The following is a 14,503-nucleotide window of genomic DNA, read 5'->3' as shown; positions in this document are numbered from 1 at the left end:
AGTCAGCTTCTTTCTTCTACCTTTTATCACATATTTTCGAATCATCTGCAATATTCCCATTAGCAACCGTAACTGTATGGAAACAATCTTTCACACGCACCGTAACGACATTATCTTTTCGATCAATAATATGATAATCATTAAACTCTTTATTTAATGCACTACGAATTTGCTCCCCTTCAAAAATCGGAAAACCGTGAGACATTACCCAAATGAGACCAGCAACAGCAAGAATCGTTTTCATACGTTTCATTACCTCCTCGAGAGTAAACTTATAGCCCCTATACTATGCGCATTATAATTGTGTCTAATTTGTGACGTTTTTATACTAATTCTATTTTAATGATTCAGTTCCTTCTTCTTTTTTTAAAAAAGACAGAATTTTCAATTTTATCAACATAAAGAAACGCAAAGAACTACAATTCTTCACGTTTTCCCTTGGCTAAAATATATCGAACACATAATTCGCATTAGTGTCCACTTGGTTGTTCTATCGTTTTCGAAACATCATATAATCCCGCTAACACTTCCGCTCTCATTTTTACAAGCTCGGGGAATTGATAGAAGAAAGCAATTTTTTTATATTTTAATTCTGTTCCTTCTTTCACCTTTTTTGAATCTTGTAAAATAAACGCTGTAAATGTATCCGCAATATCCTCTGCTACATTCGTCGTCCCATACAGTGAAACAAACTCACCATGCTTTTCCTTAAAAAATTCAATTTGAGCTTCTTCGCTTTCTTCCACTTTCTTTTCTGTCCACTCCTGGTTAATTGGTTTCCAGAAAGAATTATAAAATTGATTTATATAAGAGCTCTCCTTCGCACATCCTTCTTGTAAGAAAAGAGATTTACATTTATTTTGGTATGATGAAATATCTTTATCTTCTTCAAAAGCCTTTAAGTACTTTTCATTTACTGGTATTTGTTTATGTCCCAGCGTCAATACGTGAGCCGTCTCATGTATTAATGTTTTCATCACTTGATCGATATTTACTGCAGAATCAAGCGTATCTAAACTAATGGTCCACTCTTTCGGATACTCCATACTCGGCATAACATGAGCCACAATTCCATCGTATCCATCTGTTACCATATCAAACTCTTTTATGTCAGTGCGATACTTAGCAGGAATAAGCGTGCTATACATCTCCCATAACGATTCATGATAATCCCTATCTTGACGTTGCTTTAATACTTCTTCTTTCGCGTCCTTATCCTCCGCAAAAGCCTTATTCAATCGTTTGCGATCTAGTTTATCGAAATAAGGATCTACAATTTCATCACCATCGATATAATAAGAAGCTAAAAAGAAATAATTTTCATCATCCTTTTTTTTCATTTCTGCTTCTTTCATATCGTTACTTGAATGTCCTTCTAAATCATAATCCTCTAGTACTTCAATTTCTGAAAGCCCATCTATCTTTTTATATATTTTTTGAAGTGTTTTATCACCTATTTGTGTGCATTCTTCTGTCGTTTCGCACATATCTTTTTTCTCTCTTTTCGAAGTTTGCTCCGACATATCACATCCAGCTACTAAGCCCGTTGAAATCATAAAACACATTAACTTGCCATACAGTTTCTTCATACGCCCCTCCATTATTCCATTCTACAAAAATATCATAATCATTTTTTAACGAATATGCGATAATTAATTATAAAAACTGTATGGAGGTTTCCCATGATTCGAGCAGTCTTATTTGACTTAGATGGAACACTATTAGATCGTCGTCAATCTTTAGAGCAATTTATTCGTGATCAATATAATCGCTTCGCCTTTCATTTGATAAACATAGAAAAATTCGAGTATTGCTCTCGTTTTCTCGAACTCGACAGTAATGGTTACACGTGGAAAGATAAGGTATATTCCACTCTCCTTTGCGAATACAACATTACCACTTTAACGCAAGAGCAACTGCTGCACGACTACATTACAAACTTCCAACATCATTGTATTCCTTTCCAAAACATGCATGAACTACTTCAACAATTAAAACAGCGAAACATTAAAATTGGTATTATTACAAACGGCTTTACTGATTTTCAAATGAACAACCTTCGAGCACTAAACATACATACGTATACAAACACAATTTTCATTTCAGAAGCAGAAGGAATTAAAAAGCTTCACCCTGAGATTTTCGAACGGGCTTTACAAAAGCTAAACGTAAAAGCAGAAGAATGCCTTTACGTTGGGGACCATCCAGAAAATGATGTGCTTGGTTCTGAACAAGTAGGGATTCTTGGCGTTTGGAAGAGAGATTCATTTTGGGGTGACTTTGAACATTCACGTGTCGTGGATGATTTATTAGAGGTGCTTTCGTTTTTAGAGGTGGAAATAAAAAAAACATAAAGCAGTCCAAAGAACCACTCTACGGAAGAGAGGTTCTTTGGACTGCTTTACTCATAAACTGTAAACTGCGGTTTACTCGGATGATCTATCACTAGCGCATCATCTGGAAATTTTGAAACTTTTTGATATAAAGCAATGTCACCAATGCAGCCTGCTGTTAGTAGAATCCCTAGAAATGAGAGTGGCTCCAGATTCATAGCTAATCCCAATACAATTGGTAAAATTCCAGTTGGTAAAAATGGCAACATTAATACTTTCTTCATTTGCTTTACTGTAATTTCTTTTTTAGAATGAGCATATGCCACACCCAATTTCCAATTGACGCCCCATTTTAATTCACTCCACGGAACACCTCCGATATAGCGAAATCCTATTAAATGTAATGCCTCATGAATACAAACGAGAACAAGCATTGCGATAATAAAAAGAAACATGATCGGTAACGTAATTTCAATTTGAAACCCGCCTGAAAGAATTGTATGCAGATAACTAATTCCAATCGCCAGAGCGAATATTATAAAAAATGAATAGAAATTTAATTTAACCATTGAAACAGAAACTGTTGTTTCTTTTCTGTTATCCATCTTTTCCCCTCCTAACAAGTAAAGATATCCTCACAAAATTGTATAATATACCCAAATGTATATAAAGATATATTTACATTTATTCTTGAACGCAAAAAAAGAAACCGGCCACTTTACTTCGTAAAACAGCCGATTTCTTCTATATGTTTCATCGTACGCGCTAATACATCATCGCGCATAATAAAGCTAAATTTTCTATCAGTTTTAATATTATCAGGAATGTCTTTTAATAAAACAGACCCTTTCGTTTCTTCGTAATGCGTATGTTGCTCTACCGCACTAATTGTTGCAAAATAAATGTTTTTAATGATTATTTTGTCTTTTCCGGATACTTTGTATTGCCCTAAGTAAGTTAAATCAGAAACTATGCCGCCGGTTTCCTCATGAACTTCTCGAACTGCCGCTTCTTCCGGTGTTTCCCCGAGTTCTACTTTACCACCTGGAAATTCAAGACCACGGCGTAAATGATGCGTTAATAACCATTGATCCCCGTACCGGCATACAACCCAAACATGCTTTGGCTCAGGAGAAAATGGGTAACGTTCAAACGATAATTGTACAGTGTTGTGGTAATAATCTTTAAATTTGTACATGCCATTACTCCCCTATTGATGATTACAAGTTTTTCCTAACACAAATTGTAGCATATTCTCGCTTTTCTGCATAATATTATCCAATTACAATCCATTGATTATTCCCATTTGTGCGACTAATTCTTTCGTTTCATGATTCCCTAGTTCATAAATCATTTTATATGCTTTTTGTAGTTGCTCATCATATCGATCATTATTCGAATCGTGATGATACTCAACGAATGGAACGTGGGAGCGTACATACGAACCTAAGTCCTCTTCATACGCTTGATCAAAATACTCTCTTAACTCCGTAATCTCTTCGTCATTTGCATAAATTTCAAAATTATACGTATCCGCCGTCTTCACTTGCGAAATTTGACCATTTCCAACTGATATATAATATGTTTTTTTATTCTCCATGTAACACCCTTCTTTCATCCTTTTAATTTCTATTGTTTTCATCAATTACAAAATTATGTAAAATAAAGAAAAGGAGGGATTTCATGCTCAAAATATTAATTATCGGCATTATAATCGTACTGATCGTATTAGTACTCTCCGTCATGACAATTAATAAAGGCTACGCATATAAACATTCTGTTGATAAGCCCGAAGATAATCCTTACTCGAAAAATAATAAGGAGAAATCATAGTATGCTTCGTATACTTCGCATCGCAATCGCACTCACTGTGATAATTATATCGACAATTGGGCTCTATACAGGTCAAAATAACTTTCTACCACTTTCACAATTTCTATTAGGATCTTTAATGTTTCTCATCGCAATTGAGCAAATAAAAAAGAAGGATTCAGGAACCGGATTTATTTGCATTGTTGCTGGAGCATTCTCTTGGATTGTTCTCATCATTACCTACATAAAATAGAAGGAGGGTTCTTTATGCTAAAAGGAGTTCGAATTACTTTTTCACTTATCGCTTTATCTATAGCAATCTATGGTTTTATTGCTGGAAATAGAGGAATTATGCCTTATATGTTTATCTTTTTAGGCGGTATGGCTTTCATTGTAAGTATAGAGGAAATGATGGAACATAAAAAAGTAAGTAGTACGCTCGCTTTTTTAGTCGGTGCAGCAGTTTTATGTCTAGGTATCTCAGAAATACTTCGTTAATTTGTCTATTTAAAGGAGGATTATATGTTAAAAAACATTCGAATTATAATAGCTACTATTGCCCTCATTCTCGCTCTACTTAACCTCTTTGCAAACCTCCCTATGCTTTTACCATTCGTATTTATCCTTTTAAGTATTATGTTTATCCTTTTTGGAATTGATGAAATAAAAGAGCAGCAAAAAGCAAAAGCATTTGTTTATTTTCTCGGTTCTGTCTTTATTTTATATGTTGGAGTGTCTAGTATACTTTCATAAAAGAAGAGCAAGTTTTCTCTTAACAAAATAAAAAAACTGCCCTTTCACAGGCAGTTTTTCTTTATCCAAACACTTTCTCAAGTTCATCTTTATCTTGGCTTAGCCAGAAGTTCATTAAGCGTTGTGCTCCTTCTAAGTCGTGAAGCTTCGCTTGGCCACATTGTGTTTCATTTGCAGCTGGAATTTCTGTAATTTGAACCGCATCTTTTAATGTTAGTTCTAATAAATCAATGATTTCTCGAACCGTAGGTGTTCCGCTTACTACAAGATAATATCCTGTTTGGCAACCCATTGGTGAAATATCGATAATATCAAAATGCGGATAACGATCAATATATTTACGTAAATTAAATGCTAATAAATGTTCTAACGTATGAATAACATCTGGTTTCATTGCTTGTTTATTCGGTTGGCAGAAACGAATATCAAATTTATTTACAATACCGTCACTACCTACATTGTGGACTCCGCAATGTCTTACATAAGGCGCCTTTACAATCGTATGGTCTAATTCAAAGCTTTCTACTGATGGCATACAACATCTCTCCCGCTTTTAATTTAATTCCGTTATATCCAATATGATATAACGGAAATCGACATTAGTAAAGAATTATGTACTGTCGTGCTATAATACTTTAAGACTATGCTGAAAAGGAGACTATTATGAAACAGATTTTTATCGGTATTATACGCTTTTATCAAAAGTTCATTTCTCCGATGACACCGCCAACGTGCCGCTTTCATCCGACTTGCTCTCATTATGGATTAGAAGCGTTTCAAAAACACGGTGCCTTCAAAGGATTTTGGCTTACATGTAAGCGTATATTAAAATGTCACCCTTTCCATCCAGGAGGATTTGATCCTGTCCCAGATAAAAAGGATGACAAAGTAAATTCTTAATTTTCGTAACCATTTACAACTAAATCTAATTTTCCTGTGTCAGGATCTATAACAAGACCGTGAACAGGTACTTCTTCCGGAAGTAACGGATGGTTGCGAAGTATTGACACACTATGTTCTACACTTTCTTCTACACTAGAGAACCCTTGTAAGAATCTTTCTAAATCGATTCCAGAATAACGAAGTGTATCTAATTTCTCTTCTGTTACGCCGCGCTCTTTCATTTTTTCAATTGTACTGCTTGCTTGAATTTTTGCCATACCACAATCATGATGACCGACAACACATACTTCGTCAGCTCCAAGCTCATATACAGCGACTAAAATACTACGCATAATACTTCCAAACGGATGTGAAATAACAGCACCTGCTACTTTAATAATTTTCACATCACCGTTACGCATATTCATTGCTTTCGGTAATAATTCAACAAGACGAGTATCCATACAAGAGATAATTACCATCTTTTTGTTTGGAAATTTCCCTGTTTCATACTCTTCGTATTTTTTCTCTTCAACAAATTTTTCATTGTATTGTAAAATCTCTTCTAATGACTTCATAGTAAAGAACCCTCTTTTCTCTCATTTACATTACATATATAGTGTACCAAAATTTGAAAAACTCAAAAAGGATATTGCTTTATAGTAAAAAAAGGATATTTTCAGATAATCGACATAATTCTTTCAAAATATACACACACCTTTGTAACAAGTCTCACATACTTTAAACGTTTTTTCACTATAAACTGATTGTAGATAATGTAAAAAAGGAGTGAATATTTATTATGTCCGACGTTCTGTTACTAAGTCGTTTTCAATTTGCAATTACTATTTTTTATCACTTTTTATTTGTACCTTTGACAATCGGACTTGTTATTTTAGTAGCATGTATGGAGACTCAATACGCCCGCACATTGAATCCAACATACCGCAAAATGGCAAATTTCTGGGGTAAATTATTTACAATTAACTTCGTAATGGGGATTATAACCGGAATTACGATGGAATTCCAATTTGGAACAAACTGGTCTGAGTACTCCAAATATATGGGAGATATTTTCGGATCACCTCTCGCAATCGAAGCACTCGTTGCCTTCTTCTTAGAATCTACTTTCATGGGAATATGGTTATTCGGTAAAGACAAAATCTCACCAAAGTTCCGTGCTTTCTGTATGTGGATGGTTGCACTTGGAACAAATATTTCTGCCCTTTGGATTATTACAGCAAACGGCTTTATGCAAAACCCAGTTGGCTACGTCGTACGTAACGGCCGCGCTGAATTAAATGATTTCTGGGCACTTGTTACAAATCCATATGCGTGGAACATGTTCTTCCATACGGTAATTGGTTGTTATATCGTTGGTGCTTTCTTCGTTATGGCGATTAGTGCCTATCATTTATTACGTAAAAACGAAGTTGAATTCTTCAAAAAATCATTTAAGTTTGGTTTAATGTTAGGTTTATTCGCTGCAACTGTTACACCGTTTATGGGTCATCAGTCTGGTGTATCAGCAGCTAAATACCAGCCAGCTAAAGGTGCTGCGATGGAAGCTGTTTGGGAAACTGGAAAAGGACAAGGATTCTCGATTGTTCAAATTCCTGATGTAAAAAACGAAAAAAACTTTGAATTCCTTACTATTCCGAAACTAGGAAGCTTCTTCTATACAAACTCATTTGATGGCGAAATTGTTGGTTTAAAAGATATCCCGAAAGATGAACGTCCAAATGTTAACCTCGTGTACTATAGCTTCCGCTTAATGGTTGCACTTGGCATGTTCTTTATGGCATTAACTTGGTACGGTTTCTATTTAAACCGAAAAGGAAAACTAGAAAACTCAAAACGTTATTTAAAAATTACAATGTGGTCTGTTTTACTTCCATATATCGCAATTAATGCTGGCTGGATTGTCGCTGAAGTAGGTCGTCAACCGTGGACAGTTTATAAACTAATGCGTACAGCAGAATCCGTGTCACCTATATCAGTTCCACAAATTTGGTTCTCATTAATTAGTTTAATATTGTTCTACACTTTACTCTTAATTGCAGACGTATACTTAATGCTGAAGTTCGCGAAAAAAGGACCCGCTGCATTAGAAGAACCTGCTACTGAAGGAGGTACAGCTCATGTCTCATGATATGCTTGCAATTATCTGGTTCGGTTTATGGGGTGTAATTTGGACAGTGTACTTCATTCTTGATGGCTACGCACTCGGTAACGGAATGATTTTCCCATTCGTTGCGAAAGACCGACAAGAACGAAATCAATTACAAGAAGCTATCGGCCCGTTCTGGGGTGGTAATGAAGTATGGTTAATTACAGCTGGTGGTGCAACATTTGCTGCCTTCCCAGTCACATATGCAAATATGTTTAGCTACCTATATACACCACTATTTTTAGTATTACTTGCACTATTTGCTCGTGCCGCTGGACTTGAATTTATGCATAAAGACGATTCACCAATTTGGCAAAAAACTTGTAAATGGGCATTTACAATTGGTAGTTTCCTAATCGCCTTCTTATTCGGTGTTACATTCGCTAACCTGTATTACGGGCTGCAAATCGGAAAAGATGGTTATGAAGGAACTTTACTTAGCTTACTAAACCATTATGGTATTTTAGGTGGTCTTTTCTTCACTGCTATATTCGTCGTATCTGGTGCCCTTTGGATTATGATTAAAACAACTGGCGAAGTATCTGATCGTGCTTATAAAATCGCAAGACCATTTTCAATGGCAGCTGCTATCATTTTAGCTATCTTCTATGTCGCAACTGCAAATCGTACAAATTTATTCCAAAACTTCACGGAATATCCTGTACTATTCATTCTTCCAGTACTTGCAATGTTAATGAGTGTACTCACACTTATTATGGTGTACAAACATAAAATCGGCCTTGCATTCACATTCGTTTGCTTAACAATCGCAATGTTTATGACAACTGGTTTTGCAGGTATGTTCCCAAGAATGTTACCATCTCGTATTAACGACGCTTATAGTACAACGTTATACAACGCAGCTGGTAGTCAATTAAACTTAAAAATTATGTTCTTCGTTGCAATCGTCATGGTACCAATCGTTATTGGATATCAGCTTTGGAGCTACAGCATATTTAAAAATAAAATTCATAAAGACTCTGCTAAAGGATATCACTAAAATAAAAAAGACACTTCGAGCGAAGTGTCTTTTTTATTTTACGTATGATTTTCGATAAGATGTTACATTTCTAATCTAACAACTATGATAAAGAAGAATCACTAACAGCTCACAACTAAATTGTATCACAGGGCAAGCACATCATTTTATGCAATTTTACATATAAAAATTATAACGTAGATTGAATTACTTGGTCATACACATCGTTATCCGTTACATCTGCCGTACTAATACCACTGAATGTCCTCACATTTAATCCGGTATTTGAAGATCCCGATCCATTATAAGCTTTCGTTTTTTCAATTGGATGTACGTTATATTTATCACCTAAGTTAATTGTCCCATTACAGTTCTCAATAATAACCCCTTCCACAATAGCTGGCATTTTATCACCTACTTTCATTTCGTTACTCCCATTCTATGAGAATCGCCTAAAAAAATAGCATGTGTGAATAAGAAAAAAGCACTCAGGCTGAGTGCTTTTTTCTTATTTACCGCTCTTCTTTCTCTCACAAGCAATTCCATCGCCATCACGATCTAAATGCTTACCGTAATACGGACTATCTCTTGTAATATCGTAAACTCCAGCATCATTTGCTTCTTTACAGTTAGCAAAGCGTTTTGGTTCTGGCTTTTGTTCCGGCTTCACCTCTGGTTGTGGTTGTTCTTGTCTTGCTCCTGGTCTTTCTTCAAGTGGTAATGTCGCGTTATATAAGAACTGAACATATTGCTCACGACTTACATGCATTCTAGGTGCGAATTTACCATCACCAGTTCCAGCTGTAATATAATTTGATTTAACTGCAGTAATCGCAGGATTCGCCCATCCATTTCTATCTACATCCGGGAAATTATGATCCCCTCTAATTTGCAATTGAAACCCTTTTGTTAAAATTTGTGCCATTTCATCGCGAGTTAACGAATCTTTCGGCCTAAAGTTCCCTGTGTCATCTCCAGCGAATACACCGATCTCTGTTAAAGCAAGAATCTCTTTTTTAAACTGAGTCGAACGATCAGTAACATCTTTATACGGATTATTATACTGTTCTTTTACTGCTGGCTTTAATTGACGGAACATAAGGGCTGCAACTTGCTCACGAGTTACATCATCACCAAATCCAAAAATCCCATTTCCATATCCAGCAACAATGTTTTTATTTGCTAAGTCCATAATTGCCTTATACGACCAATGATTGTTTGGAACATCTTTAAACTCTATACTTGCCTGCGCTGTCCCAATTGAAGTAAATGCTGTAGTTGCAACAATTGCACCTGTTAAAAGTAATTTTTTAAATCCCATACTTAAGTCTCCTTCTCTTTTCCATAATAACCATTTAACAATATAACAAATTATATAAATTCATTTTGTCATATTCTTTCGAATACAAAAAAAGAACCCCGAAGGATTCTTTTTTTGCTAAGCACAAATGGCAATTTTGGAGACAGTTGACTCTTTCAAAATTTATTAGGGGTAATATTTTGAAAAAGAAAGCCTTTCATATGTAGCTTAACACCGCTGGAATATATAGTAAATTGATAATCTTTATACGGAAGATTGCTAATGTTTAGTATAGATATTTTCCACTATATTAACAGTGATAACTATCTATACTAAACAATAAAAAGGCGCCTTTTAATAAGACGCCCATCCCACTTTTCGTAAACACACACTAGAAAACAGAATCATGAATCGTTACAAGATTGTTAGATACAAAAAGAGTAGAGGTAAATGTTTGTATACAATTCTGCTTTATAGCGTGTATCCACAATTTATATTTTAATCCTCTTTCATTAAAAAGGAACAAAATATGCAAAATTACATATTTCAAAGAAAAAGACACTCTACAGAGTGCCTCTTCAACCATCTTACTTTTAATATATCGATTTGAATACATTTTATTATATTTATCTATATCGTTTATTAAGAAAATTCTAAATCGTTATTTTTATTATTAATAACTTCAAAATCATGTAGTATTAGGGGTGCAATAAAACATTATAAAAATTGAGGTGTATTATATTTATGTATTTTGGAATTATTCCTCTTATATTGTTTATTATTTTTCTTATCTCTTACTTAAAAGATCCACGGAAAATAATAAATGGCTTTTTATTTAATGCCTTTTTCTGTTCTTTTCTATTATTTTGTGCAGCCGTCTCGTTTGTATCTGGTAATAACGCTTTACATTTTATCGTTATTATTCCCATGATAGCGCTAATTGTAATGATACCTTTTGCTATAGTCGCTTTAATGTTTGGGCTATTTCTTAATGCGAGAATCTTGATGCAGCGTGAAGGAAGACGCTTTACAAACTCTTTAACTTTAATTGCAGCTTTAGGGATTTTATTCTTTATGCTACTCCCTATCATAAATCCAGCAAGTTTAGTCTCAACACACTTTCAATTTATTTTTGCTGCGATTTCTCTTATAACTATGTATTTCTTTATACATTTATCTAACTTCTTAAGCGCTTATTTTCTATACCAATTCAATAGACCGAGACGTAATCAAGATTTCATCATCGTTCTTGGTAGCGGCTTAATTAATGACAAAGTGCCGCCGTTACTTGCAAGTCGTATTAATAAAGCTATCGACTTTTATTGGAAACAAGCAGCTATTACTATACCGCCGACAATCATTTTTTCTGGCGGACAAGGTCCAGATGAAGGGCTTCCTGAAGCAGAAGCGATGCAAAATTATGCGGTTGAAAAAGGAATTCCGCTTGAACACACAGTGCAAGAAAATCGCTCTGTAAACACATATCAAAATATGTCGTTCTCTAAAGAAATTATGGATTCTTTAAAACCTGAAGGGAAGTATAGAAGTATTTTTACAACGAATAATTTCCACCTTTTCCGCGCCGGTATATATGCAAGACAAGCTGGTCTTAATAGCCAAGGAATTGGATCAAAAACTGCATTTTATTACTGGCCTAATGCAATGATTCGCGAATATGTTGCAATCGTCGTTATGGGACGTAAACGACATATGAAAGTGTGCGGAACTATTTTAGGATTCTCTTTATTGCTAACAGTAGTTAGTTTTATATTTTCTTAACAACCTCCCATCCTTTGAACGGATGGGATTTTTCATACGAATTCCAAAAATATTTTACTGGTAATATGGTGATAATATTCCCTGCATACATCCATTAAAGGAGAATTTTTTCAAATAAAATGTTAGAATGAAATTTAGATGTGAATTATGTAACAAATACGAAACTAGTTTGAAACGAGGAAATTATATGGAGAAAATTATGAAAAACAAGCCCAATAAGCTGAAAATCGCTTCAAAAGCTTTGATGATTATTATTGGGGCATTTATCACAGCGTACGGATTAGAAGCCGTATTAATTCCAAACAACGTATCAGACGGTGGTGTAACTGGTTTAAGTATCGTTAGTTCAAGATTATTCGGGTTACCATTAGGACTTCTAATCGCAGTCGTTAACATCCCTTTCGTTTGGTTAGGATATAAACAAATCGGTAAAAGCTTTGCAATTTATTCTATTATCGGGATTGCTTCGCTAGCAGTAGGTACCGTTCTCATGCACGGAGTACCAACAATTATTGAGGGCGATACACTTTTAATTACTGTTGTTGGTGGTATTATTATCGGTTTTGGTATGGGACTAGCATTACGTAATGGCGGGGCATTAGATGGAATCGATATGCTAGCCGTATTACTTTCTAGAAAGTTACCATTTGGAACAAGTGACCTTATTTTATTCTTAAATATGTTTGTCTTTATTTTTGTTTCAACAGTATTTGGTCTTCAAGGGGCTATCCTTTCGGCAATTGCTTACTTTATCGCTTCGAAAGTGATTCATATCGTTGAAGTTGGTTTAAGTGGTTCGAAAACATTTAAAATCATCACGAAAGAGCCTGAATTAATGGTAGAAACAATTCGCGATCGTTTAGGCCGAAGCGCAACGTATAACGAAGTATACGGTGGTTATTCAAGAGAGAAATTCAAAGAAATTTCTTGTGTAATTAACCGTTTAGAAGAAAGTAAAATGAAGGACCTGATTAATGAAATCGATCCTAATGCCTTTATTACAGTTTATGACGTAGCTGAAGTAAAAGGCGGTAACTTTAAGAAACGTGATATTCATTAATCATTATGAAAAAAGAGGGTGTGCCAAAATATTGGTGCAGCCTCTTTTTATTATGAAGTTGGTAAATCGATATTCCTTTTCGAATCGTTGATATATTTTGAGCTACGATAGATATAATCGAAAAACCGTTGATATATTTTACTCCCCCATCTTCCCCCGCTTTTAATCCAATCGACGTACTTTTGAAAGGCGGGCACTTCATGCTGAAAGCGAAGCGGAACATATAGAAAGAGAGTACATGTACACAGTATCCATAGAATACCTACTATAAAGTGAAACTATAATCAGTGGGGGTTTTGTTCATCCCCCACTGATTATTAGTTGAACCAATCGGGCGTTTACGGGCAGTTGATCTCCCACCTAACTTCTTTGCTCCAGCCGAATTTTGAGGTGGGAGTTTTACTGCCCGTTAATGCGGGATAAAGTGAAATTTCATCGTTGTGCTAATAAACAAACTGAGGAATAAGACGAGGAACATAATCAAACTAAACCTTTTATATATACTCATAATAATCTCCTCCTTATAACTTAATTGTACCAGCTATAAGGAATTAATCCCCATAATAAAAAGACCGAAAAGCAAATTCCACTTTTCAGTCTCTATACTATCTTCTCTTCATAATTTTCCCTGAACCGCCAACCCTTGTTTTCGGGGGCGACGTATTCTTTGGTGGGGTTTTAATGGATGATTTCGGCTTCACATCAGATCCACTCGAGCCACCCGGGTTTTTCGTAATTTTCCCTTTGCTTCCGGTAGAAGGCGGTGGCGTCGTTTTACTTCCTTTTTCCGTAATACTTCCTTTATCACCTACAGATGATTTCGGATCTACATTATCGCCTCGCTTAATAATAGATCCTTTCCCTTCCTTCGTAATTGGAGGCGGGGTTTTCTTTTCCTCTTTCGTAGGTGGTCTTTCCGGGATCACCGGTTTATGATTTTGTCTGTCATTATATCCGCGATAATCACCGTATGATGATTTGCGTGAACCGAATATATCGTTTAATATACTCCCCATGATATATCCTTGTAAGAAGGATGGTTGGTAATTTTGACGGACAAATTCTTCATTGCTTATTTCAATTAACGTATCAGATGGTTTCTCTTTATCCTTTTGTAAATTATACATTTTATCAGAATAAACGAGGAACATTTGATTTTCGTCTTCTTTAGATGCTTGCTTCGGTTTCCTTTCGGCTATAAGTTCCTTTGCAACTTCAGGAACTGACCGATTGGCGGCCCTATACACGTAAGATTCTTGTTTACCATCCTTTGCGACAGACTCTAGTGGGTAACGGTCCTGAATTGACTTCGCCTGACCACTTTGACAGCCCGATAAAGCATAACCGGCAATAACAAGTAATGTAACGATAGCAAGTATAGGGATCACGAACGATTTAATCATGGTAAACAATCGGTTTGACATGATTACGCCCC

At 35.3% G+C, this 14,503-nt stretch carries 20 protein-coding genes; 10 read left to right on the top strand and 10 right to left on the bottom strand.

The window, feature by feature from the left end; translation table 11 throughout:
* Positions 1 to 16: 16 nt before the first annotated feature.
* Together B5P42_RS08730 and B5P42_RS08725 are read right to left on the bottom strand one after the other, a co-directional pair.
* Entirely contained in the window at positions 17 to 244 is a 228-nt protein-coding gene (locus B5P42_RS08730; RefSeq protein WP_060750083.1) for a hypothetical protein, read from the bottom strand.
* A 226-nt stretch (positions 245 to 470) separates the two neighbouring features.
* Positions 471 to 1,589 carry a recombinase family protein gene (locus B5P42_RS08725; RefSeq protein WP_113734043.1) on the bottom strand — a complete coding sequence of 373 codons (1,119 nt, stop codon included), beginning with the start codon at positions 1,587 to 1,589 and terminating at the stop codon, positions 471 to 473.
* A 93-nt stretch (positions 1,590 to 1,682) separates the two neighbouring features.
* Between B5P42_RS08725 and B5P42_RS08720 the strand changes: the two genes are divergently transcribed.
* Positions 1,683 to 2,354, top strand: a complete 672-nt coding sequence (locus tag B5P42_RS08720) for an HAD family hydrolase (RefSeq protein ID WP_113734042.1) — start codon at positions 1,683 to 1,685, stop codon at positions 2,352 to 2,354.
* 47 nt (positions 2,355 to 2,401) lie between these two features.
* Here B5P42_RS08720 and B5P42_RS08715 read toward each other — a convergent pair whose 3' ends face one another.
* From B5P42_RS08715 to B5P42_RS08705, 3 genes are all read right to left on the bottom strand, one after another.
* Positions 2,402 to 2,938 (bottom strand): DUF3267 domain-containing protein, encoded by a 537-nt coding sequence (locus B5P42_RS08715; protein ID WP_107887320.1) that lies wholly within the window; start codon positions 2,936 to 2,938, stop codon positions 2,402 to 2,404.
* A gap of 113 nt (positions 2,939 to 3,051) precedes the next feature.
* Positions 3,052 to 3,531 (bottom strand): antimutator 8-oxo-(dGTP/GTP)ase, encoded by a 480-nt coding sequence (mutTA, locus tag B5P42_RS08710; RefSeq protein ID WP_002015736.1) that lies wholly within the window; start codon positions 3,529 to 3,531, stop codon positions 3,052 to 3,054.
* 84 nt (positions 3,532 to 3,615) lie between these two features.
* Positions 3,616 to 3,933, bottom strand: coding sequence for a hydrolase (locus tag B5P42_RS08705; RefSeq protein WP_113734041.1), 318 nt, complete (start codon positions 3,931 to 3,933; stop codon positions 3,616 to 3,618).
* A gap of 83 nt (positions 3,934 to 4,016) precedes the next feature.
* Between B5P42_RS08705 and ytzI the strand changes: the two genes are divergently transcribed.
* The 4 genes from ytzI to B5P42_RS08685 are packed head-to-tail and all read left to right on the top strand — an operon-like array spanning position 4,017 to position 4,898.
* A complete protein-coding gene (gene ytzI / locus B5P42_RS08700) occupies positions 4,017 to 4,166 on the top strand; it encodes a YtzI protein (RefSeq protein ID WP_016120947.1) in 150 nt (49 codons plus the stop codon).
* A 1-nt stretch (position 4,167) separates the two neighbouring features.
* On the top strand, positions 4,168 to 4,398 hold the full coding sequence (locus B5P42_RS08695; RefSeq protein WP_113734040.1) for a DUF3953 domain-containing protein: 231 nt from the start codon (positions 4,168 to 4,170) through the stop codon (positions 4,396 to 4,398).
* Between the two features lie 14 nt (positions 4,399 to 4,412).
* Positions 4,413 to 4,643, top strand: a complete 231-nt coding sequence (locus B5P42_RS08690) for a DUF3953 domain-containing protein (protein ID WP_016120949.1) — start codon at positions 4,413 to 4,415, stop codon at positions 4,641 to 4,643.
* 24 nt (positions 4,644 to 4,667) lie between these two features.
* A complete protein-coding gene (locus B5P42_RS08685) occupies positions 4,668 to 4,898 on the top strand; it encodes a YczI family protein (protein WP_016092495.1) in 231 nt (76 codons plus the stop codon).
* 61 nt (positions 4,899 to 4,959) lie between these two features.
* Here B5P42_RS08685 and luxS read toward each other — a convergent pair whose 3' ends face one another.
* The gene (gene luxS, locus B5P42_RS08680; RefSeq protein WP_001141371.1) at positions 4,960 to 5,433 is read right to left on the bottom strand and encodes an S-ribosylhomocysteine lyase LuxS; all 474 of its coding nucleotides are present in this window, start codon (positions 5,431 to 5,433) and stop codon (positions 4,960 to 4,962) included.
* Positions 5,434 to 5,561: 128 nt separating this feature from the next.
* Between luxS and yidD the strand changes: the two genes are divergently transcribed.
* Positions 5,562 to 5,798 (top strand): membrane protein insertion efficiency factor YidD, encoded by a 237-nt coding sequence (yidD, locus tag B5P42_RS08675; RefSeq protein ID WP_002112460.1) that lies wholly within the window; start codon positions 5,562 to 5,564, stop codon positions 5,796 to 5,798.
* Here the strand turns inward: yidD and B5P42_RS08670 are convergent.
* Complete coding sequence (locus B5P42_RS08670; protein ID WP_002089163.1) at positions 5,795 to 6,358, bottom strand: beta-class carbonic anhydrase; 564 nt, start codon at positions 6,356 to 6,358, stop codon at positions 5,795 to 5,797. The two genes, yidD and B5P42_RS08670, sit on opposite strands and share 4 nt — an antisense overlap.
* A gap of 224 nt (positions 6,359 to 6,582) precedes the next feature.
* Here B5P42_RS08670 and cydA point away from each other — a divergent pair, with 224 nt between their 5' ends.
* Both cydA and cydB read left to right on the top strand, forming a co-directional pair.
* Entirely contained in the window at positions 6,583 to 7,932 is a 1,350-nt protein-coding gene (gene cydA / locus B5P42_RS08665; RefSeq protein ID WP_107887316.1) for a cytochrome ubiquinol oxidase subunit I, read from the top strand.
* Entirely contained in the window at positions 7,922 to 8,950 is a 1,029-nt protein-coding gene (cydB, locus tag B5P42_RS08660; protein WP_002129586.1) for a cytochrome d ubiquinol oxidase subunit II, read from the top strand. The genes cydA and cydB overlap by 11 nt, the downstream gene beginning before the upstream one ends.
* 169 nt (positions 8,951 to 9,119) lie before the next feature.
* Here cydB and B5P42_RS08655 read toward each other — a convergent pair whose 3' ends face one another.
* Both B5P42_RS08655 and B5P42_RS08650 read right to left on the bottom strand, forming a co-directional pair.
* Positions 9,120 to 9,353: a spore germination protein gene (locus tag B5P42_RS08655; protein ID WP_002015747.1), complete on the bottom strand. Its 234-nt coding sequence runs from the start codon at positions 9,351 to 9,353 to the stop codon at positions 9,120 to 9,122.
* Between the two features lie 84 nt (positions 9,354 to 9,437).
* A complete protein-coding gene (locus tag B5P42_RS08650; RefSeq protein ID WP_113734039.1) occupies positions 9,438 to 10,250 on the bottom strand; it encodes an S-layer homology domain-containing protein in 813 nt (270 codons plus the stop codon).
* 723 nt (positions 10,251 to 10,973) lie between these two features.
* Here B5P42_RS08650 and B5P42_RS08645 point away from each other — a divergent pair.
* Together B5P42_RS08645 and B5P42_RS08640 are read left to right on the top strand one after the other, a co-directional pair.
* Positions 10,974 to 12,008 carry a YdcF family protein gene (locus tag B5P42_RS08645; RefSeq protein ID WP_113734038.1) on the top strand — a complete coding sequence of 345 codons (1,035 nt, stop codon included), beginning with the start codon at positions 10,974 to 10,976 and terminating at the stop codon, positions 12,006 to 12,008.
* A 187-nt stretch (positions 12,009 to 12,195) separates the two neighbouring features.
* Positions 12,196 to 13,068: a YitT family protein gene (locus B5P42_RS08640; protein WP_088032155.1), complete on the top strand. Its 873-nt coding sequence runs from the start codon at positions 12,196 to 12,198 to the stop codon at positions 13,066 to 13,068.
* A 605-nt stretch (positions 13,069 to 13,673) separates the two neighbouring features.
* On the opposite strand, the gene B5P42_RS08635 is transcribed toward B5P42_RS08640, so the two are convergent.
* On the bottom strand, positions 13,674 to 14,492 hold the full coding sequence (locus tag B5P42_RS08635; protein ID WP_002129590.1) for a DUF4247 domain-containing protein: 819 nt from the start codon (positions 14,490 to 14,492) through the stop codon (positions 13,674 to 13,676).
* Positions 14,493 to 14,503 lie beyond the last annotated feature (11 nt).

Origin of the sequence: Bacillus sp. SRB_331, assembly GCF_003264175.1 — a bacterium.
Taxonomy (GTDB): Bacteria; Bacillota; Bacilli; order Bacillales; family Bacillaceae_G; genus Bacillus_A; species Bacillus_A mycoides.
Note: the sequence above shows the minus strand (reverse complement) of the source record. Positions and strands in the feature narration are given on the sequence as shown.